Here is a 20,972-nt window from a genome sequence, read left to right as displayed (position 1 = left end):
AGCCACCTCGCTCTGGATCCCTCATATGATCTTCCAAGGATTTGGCCCGCTGCTGTGGGCCGGCACGGTGGAAACCGTGAAGCTCGCGGTGCTGTCGCTTGCCGCGTCGCTCGCGCTGGGCCTCGTCGGCGCGAGCGCGAAACTGTCGACGAACCGCTTGCTCAAGTCGATCGGCACCTTCTACACGACGCTGATCCGCGCGGTGCCGGATCTCGTGCTGATGCTGCTGCTGTTCTACGGGATCCAGATCCTGCTGAACAACTTCACCGACATGCTCGGCTGGGACCAGATCGACATCGACCCGTTCGTGGCGGGCGTCATCACGCTCGGCTTCATCTACGGCGCGTACTTCACCGAAACCTTCCGCGGCGCGTTCCTCGCGGTGCCGCGCGGCCAGCTCGAAGCGGGCTTCGCATACGGGATGAGCGGGTGGCGCGTGTTCCGCCGCATCCTGTTTCCGCAGATGATGCGCTTCGCGCTGCCCGGCATCGGCAACAACTGGCAGGTGCTCGTGAAGGCCACCGCGCTCGTGTCGATCATCGGTCTCGCCGACGTCGTCAAGGCGTCGCAGGACGCCGGCAAGAGCACGCTCGATTTCTTCTTCTTCACGCTGGCGGCAGGCGCGATCTACCTCGCGATCACGACGGTGTCCAACGTCGTGCTGCATCACCTCGAGAAGCGTTATTCCGTCGGTGTCCGGAGGCTCGCACTGTGATCGAACTCGTCAGCCAGTACTGGCAAAGCTATCTCTACACCGACGGCTACCGCTTCAGCGGCCTCGCGGTCACGCTGTGGCTGCTGGTGGTGTCGATCGCGCTGGGCTTCGCGTTCGCCGTGCCGCTCGCGATCGCGCGCGCGTCGTCGAACCGCTGGATCTCGGGCCCGGTGTGGCTCTACACCTACGTGTTCCGCGGCACGCCGCTCTATGTGCAGCTGCTGATGTGCTACACGGGCATCTACAGCCTGCAGGTCGTGCACAACCACGTGCTGCTCGACACGTTCTTCCGCAATGCGATGAACTGCACGCTGCTCGCGTTCGTGCTGAACGAATGCGCGTATGCGACGGAGATCTTCGCGGGCGCGATCAAGGCGACGTCGGCCGGCGAGATCGAGGCCGGCATGGCCTACGGGATGTCGCGCTTCAAGCTCTATACGCGGATCATCCTGCCTTCCGCGCTGCGCCGCTCGCTGCCGAGCTACAGCAACGAAGTGATCCTGATGCTGCACGCGACGACGCTCGCGTTCACCGCGACCGTGCCCGACATCCTGAAGGTCACGCGCGACGTCAATTCGGCGACGTACATGTCGTTCCAGGCCTATGGCATCGCAGCCGTGCTGTACGCCGTCGTCGTGTTCACGCTCATCTGGGCGTTCCGCAAGCTCGAGACGCGCTGGCTCGCGTACCTCTCGCCGCGCGGCCATTAACGCATTCGCAAGATTCGCAAGGAAGGACCCAGCATGTACAAGCTCACCGTTGACAACCTGCACAAGAAGTTCGGCGACAACGAGGTGTTGAAGGGCGTGTCGATGAAGGCGAAGGCCGGCGACGTGATCAGCATCATCGGCTCGAGCGGCTCCGGCAAGAGCACGTTCCTGCGCTGCATCAACTTCCTCGAGCAGCCGTGCTCCGGGCAGATCACGATCGGCAGCGAGCCGATCCAGACCACGCGCGACCGCAACGGCTCGCTGCGCGTGGCCGACCCGAAGCAGCTGCAGCGGATGCGCACCAAGCTGTCGATGGTGTTCCAGCACTTCAACCTGTGGGCCCACATGACGGTGCTCGAGAACGTGATCGAAGCGCCGATGGCCGTGCTCGGCGTCGGCAAGGACGAAGCGATCGCGCGGGCGCGCAAGTACCTGGAGAAGGTCGGCCTCGCGCCGCGCGTCGAGGGCATGTATCCGTCGCACCTGTCGGGCGGCCAGCAGCAGCGGGTGGCGATTGCCCGCGCGCTCGCGATGGAGCCGGAAGTGATGCTGTTCGACGAGCCGACGTCGGCGCTCGATCCGGAGCTGGTGGGCGAAGTGCTGAAGGTGATGCAGAAGCTCGCCGAGGAAGGCCGCACGATGGTCGTCGTCACGCACGAGATGGGCTTCGCGCGCAACGTGTCGAATCACGTGATCTTCCTGCATCAGGGGAAGATCGAGGAGGAAGGGAATCCGCAGGAGATTCTCGTGAACCCGAAGAGCGAACGGCTCGGGCAGTTCCTGTCGGGGCGATTGAAGTAACGCGGCGCGCGGCGTCGCGCATCGTCCGCGACGCCGCACACTGGAACGCAAAATGCTTGTCACGCGTGATCCTGTCGATGAAGGAGCACCGCGATGAGCACACCGACCTCCACCGCTTTTTCCCATGTGAAGCCGCAGGACACCGCCTTTGTCGGCGAAGGCCTGCGCGACTTCTTCCTGTATCGCGATCTCGGCATCGCGGCCGCGACGAACGGCAAGGTTCTCGCGCAACTCGTCAGGGCGAATCATGCACCGGAGGCGGGCACCGGCTGGCACCGTCACGAGGCCGAATTCCATATCGTGATCATGCTGAAGGGCTGGGCGCGCTTCATGTACGGCGAACGGGAGACGCTAGTGGCGGCCGGCGATTGCGTGCACCAGGCGCCGGGGATCGTCCACTACCTGTTCGACTACTCGCCGGACATGGAATACCTGGAGATCGTCGGGCCCGCCGATTTCAAGTCGATCGATGTCGAGGGGCCGTGCGCGGTGCCGCCGCCGACGCCGTGGGGAGAGGCGGGGGCGTAGCCGCGCGGTGTTTCCGCATGCATCGCCGGTACGCTTGTTCGTGACAAACCGCCTTCGGGCGGTTTTTTTGTTGCGCCTTCCGCGGAGGTTTCCGTGCGATCCGCTCCCCCTTCTCCACATTCTTTCGAATTCCATACGATCGAAATGCTGAAGGTTCGGAAAGGAAAGAAAGACATTCGTCAGCTTCGAGGCGTCGACGGCGCTGCGTTGTCAAAAATCGTCAATTGAGCGTGAACGCGGTGCACGGCTTGTCGACGACCGGCGTTAACGAGGTACCAGCCGGATCACCGGTTGACCTACCCGGGAGAGTTCCATGAAGCGCATCGCAAAGATCCTGACGGCTACCGCCGTGGCCTGTGCCGTTCTCGTGCCGGCCCTTGCCGAAGCCCATCCGCACCGTGTGTGCCACTTCGATCACCACCACCACCATCGCGTGTGCCACTGGGTGCGATAACCGCGACGTTCCCGGGGATACCCGGGACGCATTCTTCATTCAGGCAAATCAGGAGAGGACCATGAAAAAAACGATGTTGATCGCCGCGCTGGTCGCCGGCATGGGTATGTCGATCGGTGCGTTCGCGCAGGTTCCGGCCAGCGCGCCGGCCGGCACGACCGGTCTGTGCAAGGACGGCTCGTTCTACTCGGGCGCGTCGAAGAAGGGCGCATGCGCGGGCCACAAGGGCGTGAAGACCTGGTACGGCGCATCGTCGGCGGCAGCCGCGAGCGCACCGGCCGCCGCGCCGGCCATGGCCGCTCCTGCATCCGGCACCGCACCGGCGAAGAGCGCGGCGGCAACGACCGCGGCGGCAGCGCCGGGCGGCGGCCCGGGCAAGGTGTGGGCGAACGACAGCACGAAGGTCTACCACTGCTCGACCGACAAGTACTACGGCAAGACGAAGCACGGCAGCTACATGTCGGAAGCGGATGCGAAGGCGAAGGGCTACCACGCATCGCACGGCAAGGCCTGCTCGTAACGCAGGCTGACGCGCGAGGCCGCTTTCTCGCGCGTCGTCCGCACGCTGCAGCCACGCACGCCCCGCCATCGATGGCGGGGCGTTTCATTTTCGGCGTCGCATGCGTTCAGTGGGCTTGATGCGACGGCATATCGGCCGCCGCATCGTGCGCGGCTGCGCGGGCATCGAGCAGCGCGCGCAGCGTCACGTAGTGCGTGCCGTCTGCGTTGCCTTCCGCACCGGCAGTGCGATCGTACGGCTCGTTGTCGTGGATCGTCGCACGCACGATCGGATAGATCTGCGTTTCCCAGCGGCTGCCGTTGAACACGCCGTAATGGCCTGCGCCCGTCTGCACGTGGTGCGTCTTCAGGTAAGGCGGCAACCCGGAGCACAGCTCCTGCGCGGCCACCGTCTGGCCGACCGCGCAGATATCGTCCTTCTCGCCTTCGATCGTCAACAGCGCGGTGCGATGAATCGCCGCCGGTTCGACGAGCCGATCGCCGACCGTCAGCTCGCCGCGCGCGAGCGCATATTGCTGGAACACCTTCTCGACCGTTTCCAGATAGAACTCCGCGGTGAGATCGGCGGTGGCGAAGTATTCGTCGTAGAAGTGCCGCAGCGTGTCGGCTTTTGCCGGGTCGCCTTTCGCGCGCTCGTAATACAGGTCGGCGAACGACGCCGCATGGCGATCGGGATTCATCGACATGAACGCGCCGACCTGCACGAAACCCGGATACACGCAGCGTTGCGCACCGACGAAGCCCGCCGGCACGACGCTGATCAGGTTCCGCGCGAACCATTCGATCGGCTGGCTCGTCGCGAGCGCGTTGACCTTCGTCGGATTCACGCGGCAGTCGATCGGCCCTGCCATCAGCGTCAGGCTCGCGGGCTGCGCGGGATCGCCGCCGGCGGCCATCAACGCGACCGCCGCGAGCGCGGCGACGGTCGGCTGGCAGATCGCGAGCACATGCGCATCCGGGCCGATCTGGCGGATGAAGTCGATCACATGCGTGACATATTCGTCGAAGCCGAATCGTCCGGCCGTCAGCGGGATGTCGCGCGGGTTGTGCCAATCGGTGATGTACACGTCGTGGTCGGCCAGCATCGTGCGCACGGTGCCGCGCAACAGCGTCGCGAAATGCCCGGACATCGGCGCGACGATCAGCACGCGCGGCTGGCGCGCCACCGGCAGCGCCTTGCGGAAATGCAGCAGCGTGCCGAACGGCGTCGCCGCGGCGGCTTCCTCGACGATCGGCACCGTCTCGCCGTCGACGACGATCGACGCGATGCCGAACGGCGGACGCCGATGCGAGAACGCGCAGCATTCGAGCAGTTCGCACAGCGCGTCGAGCATGCGGCCGGTCGGCGTCGAGGTGGCGGGCGGCCACAGCGACATCGTCGCGCGGGCGGCAGCGGCCCATGCGCGCGCCGGGCGCGTGCATTCTGCAGACCATTGGTAGAACGGATAGGCAAGCAGATTCATGGCTGTCGCTCGTTGTGCCGCGTTGCATGGAACGAGGCAAGCGATGTGCCAGCCCGCGGCTGGCACGCGCGTTGCACGCGATTCGGGAGCGCGGCAACGCAGGTGGCACGCCACACACGGCAGCCGCGCGCGATGCGTTGCCCGGCCGGCCTGGCGTGCGGCACGTGCCGCGACAGCGTGCGGTGCTGCGCCAGTTCGGCGAATGCGCCGCACCGGCATGGTGCGGGCGATGCCGCGTGGCATCCGTTTCGGTGCAGGGGCACGAACGGCTTTGAACAGGGGAGCGACATGGAAGTCACCGGACAGACGACGCTGACCATCAGCAGCCGCAATTACTCGTCGTGGTCGATGCGCGGCTGGCTGCTCGCGAAGCTGAGCGGCCTCACGTTCGAGACGGTCAGCGTGCCGATCGATGCCACGTCGCGCGCGGAGTTGCTGCTGCTGTCGCCGTCGATTCTCGTGCCGTGCCTGACGCACGACGGCAACACGGTGTGGGACACGCTCGCGATCGCCGAATACCTGAACGAAATCCGGCCGCAGGCGCGGCTGCTGCCTGAAGACCGGAAAGCACGCGCGCATTGCCGGTCGATCTGCGGCGAGATGCATTCCGGTTTCAGCGCGTTGCGATCCGCGTTGCCGATGAACCTGCGCGCGCATTTCCCGGGCTTCCGCATCTGGTCGCGCGCGCAGCACGACATCGAGCGGATCGTGACGATCTGGCGCGAGTGCCTGGCCGCGTACGGCGGCCCTTGGCTGTTCGGCGCGGAGATCGGCATCGCCGACGCGATGTATGCGCCGGTCGTCACGCGCTTCCTGACCTACGACGTGAAACTGGAGCCCGATATCGCCGAGTACTGCATGCAGGTGCTCGCGCATCCGTTCGTCGCGGAATGGATCGCTGCGGCGAAGGCGGAGCACGAAGACATCGACGAACTCGACATGGAGTTCTGACGCGCCGGATCACGTGCGGCGCACACGCAGTATCGCGTGACGCGCTGAAATATCGGATGAATGGCGTCTGACCAAAGCGCGCTTAAATCGGACGAATCGACGCACGGCGTGAGGCCCCGTGCGGCGGGCCTCGCATTTCGTCGGGGTAAACATCGCGGGAACGGTGCCGATAACGCAGGTCCAGTGACCGCAAGAGAAACACGTGAAACCGTTCGTCATGCTTGTCTTTGCCGCTGCGCTCGCCATGTCAGCCGGCTGCGCCCAACTTCAACCCGGACGCCAGGACGCGAATGCGCACACCGACCCACCTGCCGCGTCGACATCGCTCGTCGATTTCGTCATACCGGCCGATGCGCTTGGCGCGCGCGATCCTCAACTGACCGCATTGCTCGCGAAGGTCGGTGCGCTGGCATCGAAGCAATCGCAACCGATGACGATTCGCGTGGCCGCGCTGCCGCAGGATTTCGGTTACCTGAACCAGTCGATCCGGCGCGGCGTCACGACGCCGCGTGCTGCGTCGGTACGCGTCGAGAACGTCGCGGCCGGCAGTTGCCGGCCGTACAGCGTCCAGGTCGGACCGACCCAGTAACAGGAGATCCCGCGATGCTACGACTGTCGATCTGTGCCGCCATGCTCGTGTGCGGCACCGCGTTTGCGACGCCGCCGGGCGACGGCGCGCCGTTTGCCCCTGCCGCAGCCAATCAGGTGTTTCCGCCGTTGCCGCCGTTCGCGTCGCTGCCGCCGGGGGCGGGCGGCGACGATGACGTGCAGGCGCCCGCGCCGGCGGCCAGCCGTCATGCGAAGCGGCTGCGCCACGCATCGCCCGCGAAGAAGGCGCCGGAATTCCAGGTGCGTCTCGTCGTGACGGACGAGTCGCGCGCGGCGCTCGCGGCCGAGGACAAGAAGCTCGACGACGCGCTGGCGAAGAGCGCGCACGAGCGACACACGACGGGGGCCGGTGCAGCTGCGCTGGCGATGACGCCATGAACCTGCGGAATCGAAGCGGCGGATACGTGACGGCCCGCACCCGGATGGTCGCGATGCGGCCCGGCTTCATGCCGTGGCTGGGGTTCGCGATGGTGTTGCTGAGCGCACTCGCCGTCACGCCGGTGCGTGCGGACGACACCGTGCCCGGCGGCGAATGCTTCGAGCGCGCAGCCGGCTATCAGGGCGTCAACCCGCAGATCCTGCGCGCGATCGCCTGGTACGAATCGAAGGGCAACCCCAGCGCCGTGCATCGCAACGCGGACGGCAGCATCGACGTCGGCCAGACCCAGATCAACTCGGTGCACTTCGGCGAGCTGCGCCGCAACGGCGTACCGCCGGGCGCGCTGAAGGACGCGTGCGTGAACCTCTACGTCGCGGCGTGGATGCTCAAACGCAAGATGGTCCGCTACGGGAACACCTGGCAGGCGGTCGGCGCGTATCACTCGGAAACGCCGCGCTATCGGGACGAATACGCGCGAAACATCCACGCGGTGCTCGTGTCGTGGGGCTTGCACGAGTGAGCCGCGTGCTCGTGCTCGTGCTCGCATGCGTGTGCGTTGAAGGCCGGAAGTAAGGATCGCGGCGGGCCTGGCCGATCCGGGGAACGTGCGGTGTCTCGTCGTTTTCCCGGATGCATCGTGCCGTATCCGCAGCGCAAACGATTTGCATCAAGTTTTGCTCGGGGCATCCCTGTGATGACGTTAAAGAACCCTGCCGCGTGTGTCGTAAACGGGAGCACGGGGAACGGCGGCGATGATCGAGCATGAAGCGCGACGCGCAGCCGCACAAGTAAGTCAGCGCAGCAGGGGAATCGACTTGAATCGTCAGCAATCGTGGACGCGTACGGCGGCGCCAGGGGAAATCATTTACTCCGAGGGCTTTGCGGGTGAGCCCGTCATCTTTCTGATCGCCGAAGGCAAGGTCGAGCTTTCCACGCGATGCGAAGACAAGCGCGTCGTCGTCGCGACACTCGGCCGCGGCGAGTTCTTCGGGGAATCGGCGTTGCTCGCGGCCGAGCCGCGCGCCCATACCGCGAAGGCCCTTTCATTCTGTCAGCTCACGGTCGTGCCGGCCGGCATGCTCGATGAGGAAATCGAGCGCGTGTCGGCGCTGCTGCGTCATATCGTGCGGACGATGATTCGCCGCGTGAAGCGCAAGGACGACCAGCTCGCCACCTACACCCACGCCGATTTCATGCCGGGCGTGCTGTCGTATGCGCATGTGCTGTCGCTGATGGCGGGCGCCGATGCGCGCGATGGCGGCGACGCCTGGACGCGCCGGCCGATGCAGGCCCATGCAGCCGAAACCTCGGTGCCGCTCGCCGAAGTGATCCGCAAATGCCGCGCGATTGCCGGCCATTCGCGGCCGCACGTGCTCGCGATGCTGCGACGCATGGAGAAACTCAATCTCGTCACGATCGAGGCCGCGCAGACGGACCTCTCCGGCGGGGCAACCGACTATGCGGCGTCGTCGGACGCACGCCAGGTCGTCACGTTCGACGCCGCGCGCGTGATCGATCGCGCACAGCAGGTGGCCGATCACGATCTCGACCTGTCGATCAACAGCGAACTCGAACTCATCGAGCTGGCCGATCTCGAATCGCTGATCGGCGTCGAGAAGGCGATCCTGCTCAACAAGCTGTCGAACGGCGAGATCGCCGACGAAGTGTTTGCGTTCCGCAAATCGAAGGTGCTCAGCTACGTCGAGCAGAAGGGTGTCGCGTACTTCTCGCGGCGCAATGCGCGTCGTGGCGAGGTGCGCTCGCTGGAGGATCTCGTGTCGATCGACCAGCGCACGCTGTTCGATGTCATCAGCACATTCGACACCTACGATCTCGCGAAGCTCATCGCGAATCTCGACGATCGCGCGGTGGCCGACAAGCTGTTCTCCGTGATGACCGAGGCGCGGCGCAACGAGGTGTCGTGGGTGATGCGCCGCGAGCTCAAGCTCGATCCGGTCGAGATCGAGGACATCGAGCGGCGCGTGCTGGATGCCGTTCGCGCGGCGAAGGCGCCGGCGGCGGCCATCGCGCCGGTCGCGTCGGCATCGGATGCATGACGAGGGGGCGCGCATGGACCTGTTGACCCTGGCCGGTGTGGTGCTCGGTGGCGCGGCGATCGTGTTCGGTTTCGCGCTGGAAGGCGGGCATTTCTCGATGCTGTTCCAGTTCGAGGCGCTCGTGATCGTGCTTGGCGGCACGCTGGGCGCGGTGATGATCCAGAACACCTGGGCGCGCTTCTTCGACGCGGTGAAACAGCTGCGGCTCGCGTTCGTCCGTGCGCGCGAAGTCGATCGCCAGAACCTGTCCGACCTGCTCGAATGGGGCGACCGCGCGAAGCTCGACGGGCTGCTCGCGTTCGAATCGATGGACGTGAGCGGCATCCATCCGTTCGCGCGGCGCGGGCTCGAACTGCTGGCGAACGGCGTGTCGACCGCCGTGCTCGAGGACGCGTTGCAGCGCGAACTCGATGCCTACGAACGCAGCCGCCTCGCCGCCGCGCGCGTGTGGCAGCAGGCCGGCGGATATGCGCCGACGTTCGGCATTCTCGGCTCGGTGCTCGGGCTTGTGCAGGTGACGAGCCATATTCTCGAACCGGCGCAGCTCGGGCCGGGCATCGCGGTCGCGTTCATCGCGACGCTGTACGGGCTGGCGTTCGCCAACCTCGTGTTCCTGCCGCTGTACGGCAAGCTGCGCGCGCAGATCGACAGCGAGCTGCGGTTTCGCAAGCTGTATCTCGACGGATTGCTGGCGATCTCGCGCAAGGAATCGCCGCATACGATCGAGACGCGCCTGACCGGCGACGTGCGCGGGCGCGCGGTCGAATCGCTCGCATGATGCGCGTGTGTCGTACGACGAACCCGGAATTCCAACCGCATGACTGCTCGAACTGACGGTGCATCCGCCGCCGATCGCGACGACGACGGACACGAAGGCGCGCAATCCGGCCGCTGGTTGATTTCATACGCGGATCTCATCACGACGCTGATGGTGCTGTTTCTCGCGTTGTACGTGCTTCAGCTCGCGAAGTACAACGCGCTCGACGCGCGGTACCAGACGCTCGCGCGGCATGCCGAAAGCGCGGCGGGTGCATCCCCGTCCGCTGCCGTGACGCCCGGGCACTCGCCGCCGTGGCTCGCGTTGCTCGATTCGTTGAAGTCGAACGGCCGGATCTCGCTCGTGAAAGCGCCGCATGGCGTCGAGATCGGCATCGACGCGAAGATCCTGTTCAACGTCGGCGATGCGCGCTTGCTGCCCGATTCGTCGCCCGTGCTGGACCAGATCGCACAGGCATTGAGCGATCACGCGACCGGCGACATTCTCGTCGAAGGCCACACAGACAGCGTGCCGATCGCGAACGCGAAATACGAATCGAACTGGGAGCTGTCGTCGGCGCGCGCGGGGAGCGTCGTGCGTTACCTGACCGAGCGCGGCGTCGCACCGCATCGGCTCGCGGCGATCGGGCGGGCCGATACGCAGCCGCTCGTCGCGGGTGACGATGCCGCCGCGCGGGCGCGCAACCGGCGTGTCACGATCTTCGTTGCGTATTGATTCACGCTGAATTTTCGTTGATCGCGCATCCATAGGCGGCTGCATATGCCCGCCTGACAACACCATAACGAATCTCGCATGATGAACATCTGAAATCAGCGATGCGGTTCTGCGCGTGCATGCCGATAACCCAAACTGGCTCAGACCGAGCGGCTATCGAGGGTTCCCCATGCATTTCTGGCGCAAGCTTTCCATACAGAACAAGCTGATTCTCAGCATGACGAGTTGCCTGCTCGTGTTCGTCGCGATCTCGAGCGGGCTCAGCATCCGCTTGATCGGCAACGCGGTGCGCGATCGCGTCGTGCACGAAGAGCTGCCGACGGCCGTGAACGGCATCCGCGCCGACGTGCAGCGGCAGATGGCCGGGCCGATCGCCGCATCGCGGATTCTCGCGCGCGATGCGTTCCTGCTGCAATGGGAAGCCGACGGCGAACCCGACGCCGGCACGCGCAACTGGATCCAGCTCGCGAAGAACGTGAAGGACGAACAGAAGGCCGCGTCGGTGCAGTGGGTGTCCGTGAAGAGCGGCAACTACTACAACGAATCCGGCCTGCAGCGGAAGGTGACCGACCAGGATCAGTGGCTGACCGGCTTCCTGTCGTCCGGCAAGGCGTTCGACGTGAACATGGACCGCGAGGTGACGGTCGGCGGCTACATGATGTTCATCAACAGCCGCGTCGAGCTCGACGGCGTGCCGATCGGCGCGGCCTGCATGAGCCTGTCCGTCGATGCGCTCGCGAAGGGCATCGCTGCTTACCGGATCGGCGAGACCGGGTTCGCGTATCTCGTGCGTCCCGACGGCGCGATCATGATGCATCGCGATTCGTCGCTGATCGACGGCAAGCATTTCATGAAGGATCAACCGGGCTTGCCTGGCGATGCGTCGTCGACGCTGCTGGCCGGCCAGCCGTATGCGTACCTGAGCTACAACGGCGACGGCGGCGCGCGCTTCATCGCGACGTCGTTCATTCCGGAGTTGAATGCGTATGTCGTCGTCGAGGTGCCGCAGGCCGAACTGCTCGGGCCGGTGACGCGTGCGATTCGCAGCGCCGCGCTGGTGGCGGCGGTGGTGGGCCTTGGCGTCGCGTTGCTCGTGATCTGGCTGGTGGGCCGCGCGATCGCCGCGCCGATCCGCCGCGCGGCGACGCTGCTGTCGGAGATCGCCAGCGGCCAGGGCGACCTGACGCGCCGGATGACGGTCGAGAGCCAGGACGAGATCGGGCAGTTGTCGGATGCGTTCAACCGGTTCGTGTCGTCGCTGTCGACGCTGGTGCATAGCATTCGCGCGGCGTCCTCGTCGATTGCGACCGGGTCGGCGCAGATTGCGACCGGGAATGCCGATCTCAGCGAACGCACCGAAGGGCAGTCGAGCAACCTGGAGCGCACGGCTTCGTCGATGGAGGAGATCACGGCCGTCGTGCGCAACAACACCGAAACGGCGACGACTGCCGCGAAGATGATCAACGGCGCTTCCGATGCGGCGGCGCGCGGCGGGCAGGTGGTGGGTGAAGTCGTGACCACGATGCAGGAGATCAGCGACGCGTCGCAGCGGATCTCCGAGATCATCGTGATGATCGACAGCATCTCGTTCCAGACAAATATTCTTGCGTTGAACGCGGCGGTGGAAGCGGCGCGGGCCGGGGAGCAGGGGCGCGGGTTTGCGGTGGTGGCTTCGGAAGTGCGGAATCTCGCGCAGCGCAGCGCGCAGGCGGCGAAGGAGATCAAGGGGCTGATCGAGCATAGCGCGGGCACGGTGAATACCGGGTCGCGGCTGGTGAGCGAGGCCGGGAAGGTGATGCGCGATGTCGTGTCGCAAGTGCAGGGCGTGAGCGCGATGATGAACGAGATTGCCGAGGCGAGCCTGGAGCAGAGTGCCGGGATCGACCAGATTGGGGAGGCGGTGCAGTCGCTCGATCAGATGACGCAACAGAATGCGGCGCTGGTGGAAGAAAGTGCGGCGGCTGCGGCGAGCTTGAAGCAGCAGGCGGCGGAATTGACCCGGCTGGTGTCGGCTTTCAAGGTGGATGAATAAAGTCTGATTCGCGATTTAGAATAGGGCGTTTCTGAGGGACGGCTGCCGTGGGGTCACGGCAGCCGTTTTGCATATCGGCGCGAAATTCGGTGGCGGTTATAAAAATGAAACGCATTTCCAGGTGGAAGATCGGGGTGGGGGCGGTGGTGCTCGTCGCGGTGGTGGCTGCGGTGGGGGCGAAGGTGATTGCGTCGCCTACCGATTCTTATCTTGCCTATCGGAAGAAAGCCGTCGACGCGGTTACAGCGGCGCGGATGGAAGATCAGGCGGATCTGGACAAGAAATACACGGCCGAGGTGAATGCGCGGCTGGTTAAGCTTGTCGGGACGGTCAGGGTGAAAGGGTTTTCCGGGAAGGCGGGGAGTACCGTGGACACCCTCTACATCGACAACGGGATGACGCCGGGGCCGGATGGACTGCGATTGGAGTCGAATGACGGGAAGGTGAATCTCGTCGTGACGACGGTTCCGCTTTTGAAAGCCTGGGTGGCGACGGCGGATGCGGGGATCAAGTCGGCGGATGACACGGCGGCCATTTTCGACAACGAGACGTTTTACACCGACGTGCTTGGTGGCGACGCTGCGGAGTATCGGTTTGCGGAATTGCCGGTGAAGCGGAAACCGGCCGATGCGGTGGTGAAGGCGTTGCTGTTGGGTGACAGTCAGGACGGGATGCCGGATGGGCCGAATACGTTGATGGTGTCGATCAAGCAGGGCAGCCGGGTTTATCTCATGTGGCGGGATGCGACGTTGCCGACGATTGCCGCCTGCAGCGCGGAGCACGTGGCCGAGGAACAGCGGCCAGCCTGTTTCTCGCAGCAATTGCCCAAACAGCGGCGCTATTCACGGTTTGTGTCCGATGCGCAGGCGATGGTCGATGCGGTTGTTCAATAGGATGCAATTGTTTTGATGATCGTTGAGTCGGGTGATATCACGGGGCGATCGGATTCGCCCGGGTTTTGAAAGATTCGACAGTGCTGGGGACTTCGCTGACAATCAGCTGCTGGAAACCGGACAGCCATCGATGTCGAGCATGGCGGACGTGAGATGGCATCTGGTGATGTCCTGTTGGTGGCCCGGGTTCGGCCAGTACCGGCCGCTCGGCAACATCGCGAGAATCGCCGACAATTGGTCACGGACATGGCAACTCTCCTAAACCGTGAAACATAGCTTACGACTATTGACATCTCCGCTGAACCCAAAGAATTATGGCCGAGCCCTAAATTTCGCCAGCTTTTGGCCGATGTAGCTCTGTGAGGCGGTTTTTACCTCCAACAGTGGTGGGTGCGTGTTTTAAATGAGATTACGCGTTGAGGGCGTACGTAGCCGTGGGTTCGGCTACTGTCGTCTCATCGGGCAGAAATTGTTAAATACGGAAATGGAAAATGAAGGGATATTACAAAAGTCGTGCAGAAGATCCAGCGCATCAAATTACAAGTCGTATGGAGGGGGCTTACCAGCGGTTCCTCGCCGGTTTCATCGAGGCGGGCGGTATATCACATGCGTTATCCAAGGGCGAGCAGCGCGAAAATCCTATCAAAGAGTTTTTTGAATCTCTTCTACCACAGCGATTCTCGGTCACCTCTGGGGAAATCATCGACTCCAAGGGTAATGTTAGCCCGCAAAGCGATCTCATTATATACCGATCTATCGACGGGATTCCTGTGTTGAATCAGCAGCCTACGATTTTGCAAGCTGAGTCGGTGATGTCCGTTACGGAGGTCAAATCGACAATCAATACAGAGGAATATAAAGATTGTCTTATCAAAGCAGAAAAATTATTTAAACTAAAACCCTTCGGTAACAAGCTAAATCGATATGTCCGCGGACGGGAGCCAGGGTCGGAAGAGTGCCGATATTTCATATCAATTTTTGCATACAGCAGCAATATCAAAGGCAACTTAGAGGATGAATATTTGCGCTATAAAGCATGCGCCGACGGTGCGGGTATCGATGCGGAAATAATTGATCGTATTTACATTTTAGGAAAGGGAATTATCAATCCGTCAGAGGGTCGTTACGCCGAGGACACAAATGATAGAAAGATTGGTTTATTCTATTTTTACTCAAATCTTCTGCAATTTGCGACGCGGGAGGCAAAACGGCGAAAAGAAACGCCTTATATAGAGTATTTTGGAAGAATGTCAGAGGGTTGGAAAAAAATTAAAACAACTCGAATCGACAACAATGCACCTGCAGTTGAGCTAAAATAATCGCTCGTCAAACTGGGTGGTGATAGGTCGTCGTTCATGCAATGCCGGCTTATCTAATTTTCGGGTTCTGGCATTTTCTTATTCCAAAGGCCATTTTGAGAAAAGTCGAATGTCCCATCACGGTCGGGTTAGGGCTTTTGTATTATGGGCCCCGACAAGCACGGCCGCGATCGCTCGTGAGGCGCAGTGTGGGAACCAGCGAACATTCGACGCCTCGTCCGAAATCGTCGACACCCATTACATTAGCAGCTCAGTAGTTGATTACGTCGAAGCCATCGATGGTTTGGCAGCCCTCAGATTTCCATTATTGGCTGCATATATCGCCGCGCCGGCGTACCCCAATCAGATTCAGAAGATATTGCGCACTTACATGAAATCACTTCCAAACGAAGATCAGCTTCAAGAGGGATTCGTAGACTTTTCCATGCTCTCCTTCGAACTTCTGGGGAGAGCGGATAAGGATCATAAGTATTTAAAGTTTGCGGCCGTCAATGCGCAGATTGCTTTAGAACTTTTTCTTAAATATTATTTCGCGAAAAAAGGGAGGGTCGATCAAATTCGGAAGAAAAAAAATGGAGTCGAACAAAATGAATATATTGATTTTTCTCAGATATTGAATCTTTACTACTCTACGAGGACATGGTCTTTCGGCGTGAAGCGTGAGCTTGTTGACCTCTTGGATGCCAGAAACTCGATTCTGCACAAAGCTCAGCACACGGGCTCGCTGGATGAACTTGCCATAAATGTAGTAAAAACACTTTATTTCATTCATAGCACATGGCATTCTGATTTCGGTGGGCTGTTGTTTGAGAGGAGTTACGGCTTACCTTCCGCTATGTCGAAGAATAAAATGTGGCGAAAAGGCGTCCATGGATTCGTGAAGCAGCTAGAAAGTGTGCATAAAATGGATGTCAGGCCCTGCTTGGCCTGCCAGCAGCGCACTGTAATAACCGGAGAATTTTTTGGACTGGTTGGCGCAGAAGGAATGGAGTATCTGATCTGCCTCAACTGCTTTGACTCTCTTGACGTAGAGCACGAAGTGAGGTTGATTAAATGTCATATTTGCCATAATCACACATACATTGTCGAAGCTTTGAATGAACAGAAGCAGCAGCTCTATGCCGGGAAATGCACTGCTTGTCACGAAGATAGCTTTGTTCGTCGGTGTATTCAGTGTGAGGATTTTTACCATCCAGAAAATGGAGAATTCAATGAAGGCGGAAAATACTTCTGCTCATCTGGCTGTCTAGAGTATGCATCGGACAGATTTTAACGACGGCCACCGCAGGTCCTGGAGTTTCCCGCAAGCAGCAGCCCCTCTCCCGCTGGCTGTAGATCTCAGCAGATCGAGCGACTGCTTCCGAGAAAGACGATTGGCTGCTTCGGGTCGTCCTGAGCCGGCCGCCGTCGGGCTCTGTGCCGGCCAGAAGCGGTCAGTCGAACCTCGTTGACAGTTCGAGACACAGAAGCCGACGAGGGTGTCTCCCGACGGAGGCTTCCTGCTTAAAAACCCGGCGCCGGTCGCCAATCAACAAATGATGGATACGGTGCGCCGTTGAGGAAGGCCAGAAATACTTCCACGACCTGGTCAGCCATGAACCATTCGTCTGAACGCATCGAAATGTTGCCGGCCCGGAAGACCAGAATGGTGCCGTCCGGGCGCACGGGTGACGGTTTATCGTGGAATGCTCTCCACCGTTGTGCAGCGGAGTCGAAACGCTCAATCATGCAACTTACGCCGCCGCCCGCTACCTGCACATAACTACCACTAGCGTCAGTCAATGACGCATAAGAATACTTGCCATAGCTTCGCAGTGATTTCAGTGCATGAGTGATCTGTCGGGGAGTGGGCGCGATGACTTCCGCCTTCCCTTCGATGTTGAGTTTCATTTGCTGAATTGCTCCGATTCATCCAACCGGACGTGAATCCTACCAGCAGCAATGCTCCGCGCTGGATGGCCGCTGACGGCAAGTCCGACTGACCGTTTAGGGTCGAGGCCGCCCATCGATTTCTCTCGCAAGCGCATCGTCCGACGCACGCCACGGACAGGGGCGCACCGCTAGACGCAAGAGTCGAACTCCGGCTCCGCTCGAAACAGCGGCCGTCTAACCGTGGAGTAGTATTCCCCCATGTCCAGGTTATTGACCGGCCTATACGGCGCACAGCCGACCCATCCGTGACGACGGCGGCAAGCTCGTTAAAGAGTTTAGAAACTGCTTCACCGATACGTGTGGTGGCGCCGGCCGTGGCGATGACATTGATGGGGAAGCATCATGTCAACCGAATGGAAGCATCGTGTCAGACTGTTTGCCCAGCGTTTCTGGCAGCCGACCAGTGCGTGCATGACCTGCATGCCGGGGAGCTGGGGAAATATCATGAGCGTTGCCCACTGGACTATCGCAATTCATACGGGCCTGCTTACTGGACTCCTGGCTGTACTGTTGACTTTCACGCCTGTGCGGAAACTCTACGCACATCGATACGGCAATGCGCTGGTCGTTGGCATCCTGACAACGTTGGGCGACGTCTACTCGCACACGAGTCACTACCGTATCCCCTATGTCGAGCACATCGTGACGGGGGCAATTTCAGGTCTCTTGACGCTTGCGGCCTCATATCTCTTCGAAGACCGCGCGCGACGTCTTAGGGCGGCGTGGGCTCGGGTTTCCGGACAGCTTATCCGCTGACTTTTCGAGCCCGCTGGGCCGAACGGAAAGAGACCCCCGGCGAGGCTACGCTACATGACCGGAGGCTGCGTACAGACCTCCCTCTACCTAACGGCCAATCCCCCCAAATCCCCCATTTCTGAGACACCAGCACGACTACACTGGTCATGAAGCCTTGCTTCTCGCCATCGGAGATTGAACGCAGTCCCCTTCGCACCGATGGTCGAACGCAAGCCGTCTTGCCCAACAAGACGCAGCGAAGGGGGAGAAGGGGAAACCCAAGGCATCAAAGAAGCGCGGGCCGCATGGGCGGCAACCCATACGACCCGCTGACCACCACCAACTCGCACAAGGAGTCGGAAATGGCTAACGCCTATAGTAAGTCACGTCCCAAGAAGCGCAAACAGTATCCCGAGGTTGAGCTGATCCTCGACAACAAGCCTGACCTTCCGCAGGAGGGCAAGCCGTACATGCCATGGATGCGTGCGATCGACGCGCATTTCGAGATGTTCGGATTCCTACCAGGTGATCGCGTATATCTCGAGTTCAATTTCGATCTTCGGTTCGTCACCATCAAACCTGATCGTAGCGCGCTGAACTGGCGAGAGCAGCCTTACGGTGCGGCAGCCCAGGAAGAGGAACAGGCATAAGCGGCAAGGGCCGCTTCGCGCGGCCCTTGCTGCTGGATTGCTGTTTCCGCGCGAACACAATCGAGAGTGGGGGGGATTGCGGGCGCCGTGTCCGTGTTGATGCTTACCTTTAACGATTGTCACGACCGCTGTACACGGAGAGACCCGCACAAACGCGAGCCAACCCTAACTCGCCCGCGCTTTCACGATCTTCCCGCGCTGCAACACATATTCGACACGCTCGCCCTGACCGGCCACCACGCCGATATCCTCGAGCGGATTCCCGTCCAGCACGACCAGATCCGCGATTGCTCCCGCCGCGACCACCCCGAGCTGCCCCGGCATGTTGACGATTTCCGCCGCCACGGTCGTCGCCGACCTGAGCGCTTCCAGATTCCCCAGCACCTCGGCCCGGATCCGGAACTCTCCGCACTGGAATGCATGCATTTCCCCGAGCAGATCCGACCCGAACCCCATCTTCACGCCGGCGTTCGCATAGATCTCCAGCGATTCGCGTCCCTTCTGCTGAACGGAGGCCACCTTTGCCACCGATTCGGGCGGCATCCCGAACTCCGCGCCGTGTTTGGCCAGCGCGTCGTAAGTGACAAGCGTGGGCACCACAAACGCGCCATGCTCGTGCATCAGTTTCGCCGCCGCCTCGTCCACGAGATTGCCGTGTTCGATCGTCCTTACCCCGCACCGCACGGCCCGCGCAATCGCCCGCCCCGTGTACGCATGCGCCATCACATACGTATTCGCGGCCTCGGCTTCATCCACGATGGCCCGAATTTCGTCCTCGGCGTACTGCGTGTTCGCAATCGGGTCGGTCGGCGAAGCTACGCCCCCTGACGCCATGATCTTGATCTGCGTCGCGCCTTTCTGAATTTCTTCACGTACCGCAAGCCGCACACCTTCGACCCCGTCCACCACCCGCGCAATCGCGCCCGTCCTGAAACAGCACGAGCAAGGCTCCAGCAAGTCCCCGCGCGGCCGAAAATCCCCATGCCCGCCGGTCTGCGACAACGCCTTTCCCGATGGAAAAATCCGCGGCCCCGACACCAGCCCGGTTTCGACCGCCTGCATCAAGCTCCAGTCCGCGCCGCCTGCATCGCGCACGCTGGTGAACCCGCGCGACAACATCGCATCGAGAATCGGCAACGAGCGAATCGCCGCGAGAATGTTCGGCTGCGTCGCATTCGCGCCGAGATTCGCATTCGACGCCAGCACATGCACATGGCAATCGATGAACCCCGGCATCACGGTCTTGCCGCGCACGTCGATCACCTGCGCATTCGGCAAATCCACCGGCCGATCGGTGACTTCGACAATTCGTTCGCCGTCGATCACGACATGATGATGTTCGAGCAACACGCCTCGTTCGAGGTCCAGAACGTTGCCGCCCTGAAGCACGGTAATGGTCATGAGGAAATATCCTTATCGAGTCGTGGAGGCAGCCCGCTTCGCGTCCTTCACGAAGCGCGTTCCGATGAAGCTGACGGCCGCCGCGAGGGTCACGTAGAAGGCCGGCGCCATGTTGCTGCCGGTGCGGGCGATGAGCCACGTGATCAGGAACGGCGCGAAGCCGCCGAAGATCGTGACCGCGAAGTTGTAGGCGACGGAAAGCCCAGTCGACAGCACCTTGGTCGGGAACAGTTCGGCGAACGCCGCGAGGATCGGCCCCGTGTAGGTCGCGATCAGCACGCCGAACACGGCCTGGAACACGATCAGCGACGTGAACCCGGGCGCATGGTTGATCCACGCGAACATCGGCCACGCGAGCACGAGGATGGCCAGCGCCGATCCGGACAGGAACACGCGCCGTCCCCACACGTCGGCGAGCCGGCCGACGATCGGCGAGCAGCACATGATCATCAGCCCGCCGACCATGCCGGCCGCGAAGCCGGTCGATTGCGGCAGGTGCAGCGTGCGCACGGAATACGTCGGCATGTAGAAGAGCAGCACGTAGGTGCAGACGGTCCACAGAATGACCATCGAAAAGCTCGCGAACGTTTCGCGCGGGTAGGTGGACAGCACCTCCTTCAGCGGCGAGCTTTCTTTCGCCTGCGCTTCGACGGCGCTGAACGCGGGCGTCTCGTCGATATGGCTGCGGATGAAGTAGCCGACCGGCCCGACGACGATCCCGAGCAGGAACGGCAGCCGCCAGCCCCAGCTATGCAGCGCCTGCGCGTCGAGCGACGTCGTGACGAAGGTGCCGGTCGCGGCGCCGAGCAGCACCGCGAAGCCGATGCTCGACTGGATCCAGCTCGAGTAGTACGCGCGCTTCTCCGGCGGCGCGTATTCGGTGAGGAACGCAGTGGCGCCGCCCATCTCGCCGCCGGCCGAGAAACCTTGCAGCAGCCGCGCGACGACGATCAGCAGCGGCGCGGCGATGCCGGCCTGTTCGTAGGTCGGCGCGAGCCCGATGAGCGCGGTGCCGGCGGCCATCATGAGGATGGTGAGCGACAGCGCGGCCTTGCGCCCGACCTTGTCGGCATAGACGCCGAGCACGATGCCGCCGACGGGCCGCATGAAGAAGCCGACGCCGAACGTCGCGACGGTCAGCAGCACGGACGTCAGTTCGTTGCCGGTCGGAAAGAACAGTTTCGCGATGATGACCGCGAAGAAGCTGTAGACGGTGAAATCGAACCATTCGAGACCGTTGCCGATCACGGTCGCGACGATGGCGCGGCGGCGCTGCTGCACTGCCGCATCGACGGCAGGCGCGGCGCGCGGGGAAAGCGTTCCTTGCATGGT

Annotated in this window: 23 protein-coding genes; 19 read left to right on the top strand and 4 right to left on the bottom strand. The window is 62.1% G+C overall.

Annotation, left to right across the window (positions count from 1 at the left end):
- Nucleotides 1-25: 25 nt before the first annotated feature.
- The 6 genes from LGN17_RS03730 to LGN17_RS03705 all read left to right on the top strand — a co-directional run bounded on the left by LGN17_RS03730 (nucleotide 26) and on the right by LGN17_RS03705 (nucleotide 3,728).
- Nucleotides 26-715, top strand: coding sequence for an ABC transporter permease (locus tag LGN17_RS03730; RefSeq protein ID WP_175952212.1), 690 nt, complete (start codon nucleotides 26-28; stop codon nucleotides 713-715).
- Nucleotides 712-1,425 carry an ABC transporter permease gene (locus LGN17_RS03725; protein WP_175952211.1) on the top strand — a complete coding sequence of 238 codons (714 nt, stop codon included), beginning with the start codon at nucleotides 712-714 and terminating at the stop codon, nucleotides 1,423-1,425. Before LGN17_RS03730 ends, LGN17_RS03725 begins: the two co-directional genes overlap by 4 nt.
- A 33-nt stretch (nucleotides 1,426-1,458) precedes the next feature.
- A complete protein-coding gene (locus LGN17_RS03720) occupies nucleotides 1,459-2,226 on the top strand; it encodes an ABC transporter ATP-binding protein (protein WP_175952210.1) in 768 nt (255 codons plus the stop codon).
- Nucleotides 2,227-2,319: 93 nt separating this feature from the next.
- Nucleotides 2,320-2,754 (top strand): cupin domain-containing protein, encoded by a 435-nt coding sequence (locus LGN17_RS03715; RefSeq protein WP_175952209.1) that lies wholly within the window; start codon nucleotides 2,320-2,322, stop codon nucleotides 2,752-2,754.
- 313 nt (nucleotides 2,755-3,067) lie between these two features.
- The gene (locus tag LGN17_RS03710; RefSeq protein ID WP_226195197.1) at nucleotides 3,068-3,208 is read left to right on the top strand and encodes an HHHH-motif protein; all 141 of its coding nucleotides are present in this window, start codon (nucleotides 3,068-3,070) and stop codon (nucleotides 3,206-3,208) included.
- Nucleotides 3,209-3,269: 61 nt separating this feature from the next.
- Nucleotides 3,270-3,728, top strand: a complete 459-nt coding sequence (locus LGN17_RS03705) for a hypothetical protein (RefSeq protein ID WP_226195196.1) — start codon at nucleotides 3,270-3,272, stop codon at nucleotides 3,726-3,728.
- 106 nt (nucleotides 3,729-3,834) lie between these two features.
- Here the strand turns inward: LGN17_RS03705 and LGN17_RS03700 are convergent, their stop codons facing one another.
- The gene (locus LGN17_RS03700) at nucleotides 3,835-5,190 is read right to left on the bottom strand and encodes a polyhydroxyalkanoate depolymerase (RefSeq protein WP_226195195.1); all 1,356 of its coding nucleotides are present in this window, start codon (nucleotides 5,188-5,190) and stop codon (nucleotides 3,835-3,837) included.
- A gap of 288 nt (nucleotides 5,191-5,478) precedes the next feature.
- Between LGN17_RS03700 and LGN17_RS03695 the strand changes: the two genes are divergently transcribed.
- From LGN17_RS03695 to LGN17_RS03645, 11 genes are all read left to right on the top strand, one after another.
- Nucleotides 5,479-6,141 (top strand): glutathione S-transferase family protein, encoded by a 663-nt coding sequence (locus LGN17_RS03695; protein ID WP_175952205.1) that lies wholly within the window; start codon nucleotides 5,479-5,481, stop codon nucleotides 6,139-6,141.
- Nucleotides 6,142-6,343: 202 nt separating this feature from the next.
- Nucleotides 6,344-6,730 carry a hypothetical protein gene (locus LGN17_RS03690; protein ID WP_226195194.1) on the top strand — a complete coding sequence of 129 codons (387 nt, stop codon included), beginning with the start codon at nucleotides 6,344-6,346 and terminating at the stop codon, nucleotides 6,728-6,730.
- Nucleotides 6,731-6,744: 14 nt separating this feature from the next.
- On the top strand, nucleotides 6,745-7,128 hold the full coding sequence (locus LGN17_RS03685) for a hypothetical protein (protein ID WP_226195193.1): 384 nt from the start codon (nucleotides 6,745-6,747) through the stop codon (nucleotides 7,126-7,128).
- A 68-nt stretch (nucleotides 7,129-7,196) separates the two neighbouring features.
- On the top strand, nucleotides 7,197-7,649 hold the full coding sequence (locus tag LGN17_RS03680) for a transglycosylase SLT domain-containing protein (protein ID WP_413227001.1): 453 nt from the start codon (nucleotides 7,197-7,199) through the stop codon (nucleotides 7,647-7,649).
- A gap of 295 nt (nucleotides 7,650-7,944) precedes the next feature.
- Nucleotides 7,945-9,186, top strand: coding sequence for a Crp/Fnr family transcriptional regulator (locus tag LGN17_RS03675; RefSeq protein WP_226195192.1), 1,242 nt, complete (start codon nucleotides 7,945-7,947; stop codon nucleotides 9,184-9,186).
- Between the two features lie 13 nt (nucleotides 9,187-9,199).
- Nucleotides 9,200-9,964 carry a flagellar motor protein gene (locus LGN17_RS03670; protein WP_175952203.1) on the top strand — a complete coding sequence of 255 codons (765 nt, stop codon included), beginning with the start codon at nucleotides 9,200-9,202 and terminating at the stop codon, nucleotides 9,962-9,964.
- Between the two features lie 39 nt (nucleotides 9,965-10,003).
- A complete protein-coding gene (locus LGN17_RS03665) occupies nucleotides 10,004-10,678 on the top strand; it encodes a flagellar motor protein MotB (RefSeq protein ID WP_226195191.1) in 675 nt (224 codons plus the stop codon).
- A gap of 169 nt (nucleotides 10,679-10,847) precedes the next feature.
- Nucleotides 10,848-12,710: a methyl-accepting chemotaxis protein gene (locus LGN17_RS03660; protein WP_226195190.1), complete on the top strand. Its 1,863-nt coding sequence runs from the start codon at nucleotides 10,848-10,850 to the stop codon at nucleotides 12,708-12,710.
- A gap of 104 nt (nucleotides 12,711-12,814) precedes the next feature.
- Complete coding sequence (locus LGN17_RS03655; RefSeq protein ID WP_226195189.1) at nucleotides 12,815-13,603, top strand: hypothetical protein; 789 nt, start codon at nucleotides 12,815-12,817, stop codon at nucleotides 13,601-13,603.
- Nucleotides 13,604-14,094: 491 nt separating this feature from the next.
- On the top strand, nucleotides 14,095-14,922 hold the full coding sequence (locus LGN17_RS03650) for a DUF6602 domain-containing protein (protein WP_226195188.1): 828 nt from the start codon (nucleotides 14,095-14,097) through the stop codon (nucleotides 14,920-14,922).
- Between the two features lie 109 nt (nucleotides 14,923-15,031).
- A complete protein-coding gene (locus LGN17_RS03645) occupies nucleotides 15,032-16,195 on the top strand; it encodes a hypothetical protein (RefSeq protein ID WP_226195187.1) in 1,164 nt (387 codons plus the stop codon).
- Between the two features lie 230 nt (nucleotides 16,196-16,425).
- On the opposite strand, the gene LGN17_RS03640 is transcribed toward LGN17_RS03645, so the two are convergent.
- Nucleotides 16,426-16,812, bottom strand: coding sequence for a hypothetical protein (locus tag LGN17_RS03640; RefSeq protein WP_226195186.1), 387 nt, complete (start codon nucleotides 16,810-16,812; stop codon nucleotides 16,426-16,428).
- A gap of 384 nt (nucleotides 16,813-17,196) precedes the next feature.
- On the opposite strand from LGN17_RS03640, the gene LGN17_RS03635 reads away from it, so the two are divergent.
- Nucleotides 17,197-17,610 carry a hypothetical protein gene (locus tag LGN17_RS03635; RefSeq protein ID WP_226195185.1) on the top strand — a complete coding sequence of 138 codons (414 nt, stop codon included), beginning with the start codon at nucleotides 17,197-17,199 and terminating at the stop codon, nucleotides 17,608-17,610.
- Between the two features lie 284 nt (nucleotides 17,611-17,894).
- Nucleotides 17,895-18,239: a hypothetical protein gene (locus LGN17_RS03630; RefSeq protein ID WP_226195184.1), complete on the top strand. Its 345-nt coding sequence runs from the start codon at nucleotides 17,895-17,897 to the stop codon at nucleotides 18,237-18,239.
- Nucleotides 18,240-18,404: 165 nt separating this feature from the next.
- Here the strand turns inward: LGN17_RS03630 and LGN17_RS03625 are convergent, their stop codons facing one another.
- The gene (locus LGN17_RS03625) at nucleotides 18,405-19,640 is read right to left on the bottom strand and encodes a metal-dependent hydrolase family protein (protein ID WP_175965809.1); all 1,236 of its coding nucleotides are present in this window, start codon (nucleotides 19,638-19,640) and stop codon (nucleotides 18,405-18,407) included.
- 12 nt (nucleotides 19,641-19,652) lie between these two features.
- Nucleotides 19,653-20,969 (bottom strand): MFS transporter, encoded by a 1,317-nt coding sequence (locus LGN17_RS03620; RefSeq protein ID WP_226195183.1) that lies wholly within the window; start codon nucleotides 20,967-20,969, stop codon nucleotides 19,653-19,655.
- Between the last annotated feature and the right edge of the window lie 3 nt (nucleotides 20,970-20,972).

The organism is Burkholderia sp. AU30280, from assembly GCF_020420125.1.
GTDB lineage: Bacteria > Pseudomonadota > Gammaproteobacteria > Burkholderiales > Burkholderiaceae > Burkholderia.
Note: the sequence above shows the minus strand (reverse complement) of the source record. Positions and strands in the feature narration are given on the sequence as shown.

Bases quoted from the DNA above. Each gene is read 5' to 3' on its own strand.
- LGN17_RS03730 (WP_175952212.1), top strand. From the start codon at position 26: ATGATCTTCCAAGGATTTGGCCCGCTGCTGTGGGCCGGCACGGTGGAA.
- LGN17_RS03720 (WP_175952210.1), top strand. From the start codon at position 1,459: ATGTACAAGCTCACCGTTGACAACCTGCACAAGAAGTTCGGCGACAAC.
- LGN17_RS03715 (WP_175952209.1), top strand. From the start codon at position 2,320: ATGAGCACACCGACCTCCACCGCTTTTTCCCATGTGAAGCCGCAGGAC.
- LGN17_RS03710 (WP_226195197.1), top strand. From the start codon at position 3,068: ATGAAGCGCATCGCAAAGATCCTGACGGCTACCGCCGTGGCCTGTGCC.
- LGN17_RS03705 (WP_226195196.1), top strand. From the start codon at position 3,270: ATGAAAAAAACGATGTTGATCGCCGCGCTGGTCGCCGGCATGGGTATG.
- LGN17_RS03700 (WP_226195195.1), bottom strand. From the start codon at position 5,190: ATGAATCTGCTTGCCTATCCGTTCTACCAATGGTCTGCAGAATGCACG.
- LGN17_RS03695 (WP_175952205.1), top strand. From the start codon at position 5,479: ATGGAAGTCACCGGACAGACGACGCTGACCATCAGCAGCCGCAATTAC.
- LGN17_RS03685 (WP_226195193.1), top strand. From the start codon at position 6,745: ATGCTACGACTGTCGATCTGTGCCGCCATGCTCGTGTGCGGCACCGCG.
- LGN17_RS03680 (WP_413227001.1), top strand. From the start codon at position 7,197: ATGCCGTGGCTGGGGTTCGCGATGGTGTTGCTGAGCGCACTCGCCGTC.
- LGN17_RS03670 (WP_175952203.1), top strand. From the start codon at position 9,200: ATGGACCTGTTGACCCTGGCCGGTGTGGTGCTCGGTGGCGCGGCGATC.
- LGN17_RS03665 (WP_226195191.1), top strand. From the start codon at position 10,004: ATGACTGCTCGAACTGACGGTGCATCCGCCGCCGATCGCGACGACGAC.
- LGN17_RS03660 (WP_226195190.1), top strand. From the start codon at position 10,848: ATGCATTTCTGGCGCAAGCTTTCCATACAGAACAAGCTGATTCTCAGC.
- LGN17_RS03655 (WP_226195189.1), top strand. From the start codon at position 12,815: ATGAAACGCATTTCCAGGTGGAAGATCGGGGTGGGGGCGGTGGTGCTC.
- LGN17_RS03650 (WP_226195188.1), top strand. From the start codon at position 14,095: ATGAAGGGATATTACAAAAGTCGTGCAGAAGATCCAGCGCATCAAATT.
- LGN17_RS03645 (WP_226195187.1), top strand. From the start codon at position 15,032: ATGTCCCATCACGGTCGGGTTAGGGCTTTTGTATTATGGGCCCCGACA.
- LGN17_RS03640 (WP_226195186.1), bottom strand. From the start codon at position 16,812: ATGAAACTCAACATCGAAGGGAAGGCGGAAGTCATCGCGCCCACTCCC.
- LGN17_RS03635 (WP_226195185.1), top strand. From the start codon at position 17,197: ATGTCAACCGAATGGAAGCATCGTGTCAGACTGTTTGCCCAGCGTTTC.
- LGN17_RS03630 (WP_226195184.1), top strand. From the start codon at position 17,895: ATGGGCGGCAACCCATACGACCCGCTGACCACCACCAACTCGCACAAG.
- LGN17_RS03625 (WP_175965809.1), bottom strand. From the start codon at position 19,640: ATGACCATTACCGTGCTTCAGGGCGGCAACGTTCTGGACCTCGAACGA.
- LGN17_RS03620 (WP_226195183.1), bottom strand. From the start codon at position 20,969: ATGCAAGGAACGCTTTCCCCGCGCGCCGCGCCTGCCGTCGATGCGGCA.